The 2,937-nt window shown below is 70.4% G+C and carries 3 protein-coding genes; 2 read left to right on the top strand and 1 reads right to left on the bottom strand.

The genetic code is table 11. The annotated features are described in order from the left end of the window. Window positions 1-191: 191 nt before the first annotated feature. Window positions 192-854, top strand: a complete 663-nt coding sequence (locus NS3_RS28045) for a response regulator (RefSeq protein ID WP_067866053.1) — start codon at window positions 192-194, stop codon at window positions 852-854. Here NS3_RS28045 and NS3_RS28040 read toward each other — a convergent pair. Then, window positions 824-1,714 (bottom strand): serine hydrolase, encoded by an 891-nt coding sequence (locus NS3_RS28040; RefSeq protein ID WP_174550530.1) that lies wholly within the window; start codon window positions 1,712-1,714, stop codon window positions 824-826. The two genes, NS3_RS28045 and NS3_RS28040, sit on opposite strands and share 31 nt — an antisense overlap. A gap of 305 nt (window positions 1,715-2,019) precedes the next feature. Between NS3_RS28040 and NS3_RS28035 the strand changes: the two genes are divergently transcribed. Further along, window positions 2,020-2,937 (top strand): serine/threonine-protein kinase (locus NS3_RS28035; RefSeq protein ID WP_157101594.1); only part of this gene is annotated, 918 nt, incomplete at its 3' end.

Raw genomic sequence — 2,937 nt, 5'->3', positions numbered from 1 at the left:
GGCGCCCGGGCCCGATCCGGCGCCGGCCGCGGTCTCGGGAGCCGGCGGCGTCACCGCACGCCCCTGACCTCGGTGCCGCGCTCCCGGCCGACGGGGCGGCGGACTCGCGCGACGCCGGCTCCGCGAACCGCCGGCGGATCGAGCGCACGCGGTCGGCACTGGTGACGGTGGATGGGACCTAGGGTGGGCTGGTGGCAATAACGGTTCTCATCGCCGACGATCAGGCGATGGTGCGACAGGGGTTCGGGGCGCTGCTGGCCGCCCAATCCGATATCAGCGTGGTCGGCGACGCACCCGACGGCAAGGTCGCGGTCGCCGAGACCAAGCGGCTGCGTCCGGACGTGGTGCTGATGGATGTGCGCATGCCGGAGATGAACGGCTTGGACGCGGCCCGCGCCATCCTGTCCGCGGGCGGCGATCCGCCGACCCGGGTGCTCATGCTGACCACCTTCGACATCGACGACTACGTCTACGAGGCGCTGAGCCTGGGCGCCAGCGGGTTCCTGCTCAAGGACGCGCCCGCCGACGAATTGGTGCGTGCGGTGCGGGTGGTGGCGGCGGGGCAGGCATTGCTCGCGCCGACTGTCACCCGCAGGCTGATCGCGGAGGTGACGCGCAGGCGCGCGGGAACCCGCCGGACCATGCCGGAACTGAGCGCGCTCACTCCGCGCGAACGGGAAGTGCTCGAGCTGGTCGCGCGCGGGATGTCCAACGGCGAGATCGCCGAGGCCCTGTTCGTCGCCGAGCAGACGGTCAAAACCCATGTGTCCAAGGTCTTCTCGAAGCTGCACCTGCGCGACCGCGCGCAGGCCGTGGTGTTGGCCTACGAATCGGGCCTGGTCGTCCCCGGCTGAGCGGTCAACCGGCCGATGCTCGGCAGCGCCGCGATCACCGAGCCCGCGGCCGAGCAGTCGCCGCTGCGGGTCTCGTGCAGATGCTCGCCCAGCAGCGCGGCCAGGGTGTCGAGCATCTGCGTGGCCGTGTCGAAGTCGCCGGAATCGGCCTGCGCGGCCATCGCCACCGCGACGTAGCCGTCGCGGACGGGCACCAGGCCGAACTGGCGGACCAGGTAGACACCGGTCTCGTCGTCCGGACCCCAGCCGCCCTTGAAGATCGCGCCGTCCAAAGAGCCCAGCCCCCACCGCTGTTCGTCGGTGATCTGCGACATCAGGTCGGTGACGGTGGCGGTCTCCGGCAGGCACGGCAGCTGGGAGGCGAAGCGGACCTGATCGGCGAGCGACCATTCCGTCGCGCCGAAGGCGTAGTCGTCGACCGTCGTGTGCGGCCACGGTCCGCCCGGCATGGTGTCGTCGGCCTCGTCGAGTACCCGCTGCACCGCCTGCACCGCGCCGGAGCCCAGTGAGTTCCACAGCGTGCCCGCCGCGTCGTTGTCGGAGTAGGTGATCGCGGCCTCGGCATAGTCGAGCAAGCCGTCGGGGTCGTTGCGCAACGCCGCCACCGCGATCGGCACCTTGATCGTCGACCAAGCCGAACCGGTGGTCAGATCACCCATGACGGTGGCACGGCTGCCGCCCACCGGCATGATCGCCAGGCCGAGCCTGCCCGGCAGCATCGACTCGGCGAGCGTGAAATCGGTGGCGAGCGCTTCGTTCCCGTCGGCGATAGCGCCCCGGGAATCCTCCGGGCGATCGGCGGCGACCACCGCCACCGGGTTCGCGTCGACCTGGTGAGCCAGCAGGCCGCAGGAAGCCACCGTCAACAGGGTGAGGGCGAGCCCACCGTGAACAGCCGACCGGAACACGGACAACTTTCGAGCCGACCTCACGAACCGCGAACCTCCACACCACCTGCGCGCTATCCGCGGTGATGGCGAAAACACCCGAGCCAACCCGATGCGGCCGGCCGCCGCCTCGGTGCGCACCTCGTGACCACACGTCCGGGACAGTGACGCGACGACGGTGCGCAAGAGATAGTTTTGCCCATCGGCGCGAGAAAATCTAACGGAACCACGACCTGCGCCCGGCGGTAGGCTGACGACCTGGAAGGAAGGGGGTCGCCTTGCTCGAACAGGGTGAGGTGTTCGCGGGTTTCACCGTCGAACGATTGCTCGGCCAAGGGGGCATGGGCTCGGTCTACCTCGCGCGTCATCCCCGCACGGGTAAGCGGACCGCGCTCAAGCTGCTCAACCGCGATCTGTTCACCGACCAGCAGGTGCGGGCCCGCTTCGAGCGGGAAGCCGACCTGGTCGCCCAACTCGATCACCCCGGCATCATCGCGGTCTACGATCGCGGCTCGGAGGACGGTCAGCTGTGGATCTCCATGCAGTACGTCGACGGCGTCGACGCCGCCTCGGTGAACGCGCTCACGTTGCCGCCCGAACGCGCCGTGCAGATCATCGAAGGCGTGGCCGACGCGCTGGACTACGCGCACGCGCGCGGCGTACTGCATCGCGACGTGAAACCGGCCAACATCCTGCTGGCGCGGGCGAGCAAGGGCAAAGGCGAGCGGGTCTTCCTCAGCGACTTCGGGATCGCCCGCCTGCGTGAGGACACCACCCACCTCACCCAGACCGGCATGTTCACCGCCACCCTCGCCTACGCCTCGCCGGAACAGATGACCGGCGCGCCGTTGGGCAACCGCTCCGACCAGTACTCGCTGGCGTGCACGCTGTACTGGCTGCTCACCGGCGTCGGCCCGTTCGACGCCGACAACCCCGCCGACATCATCCACGGCCACCTCAACATGGCACCCGTGCCGGTCACCCACCGCCGCCCCGGCCTGAACCCGGCCATGGACCTCGTCGTCGCCGCAGGCATGGCCAAACTTCCCGACCACCGCTACCGCAGCTGCGCCGAATTCGCCGCCGCCGCCCGCAAAGCCCTCACCGCGGTCGGCCCACCCCCGCTGCCCGCACCGCCGGTGTACCCGCAGCAGGCGCCGGGTGCCCCGCCCCACCCCGGCTACGGTCCCGTGCCG

The organism is Nocardia shimofusensis NBRC 100134 (assembly GCF_001613125.1).
Classification (GTDB): Bacteria; Actinomycetota; Actinomycetes; order Mycobacteriales; family Mycobacteriaceae; genus Nocardia; species Nocardia shimofusensis.
The sequence above is the reverse complement of the archived record's forward strand: the minus strand, read 5'-3'. Positions and strand labels throughout refer to the sequence as shown.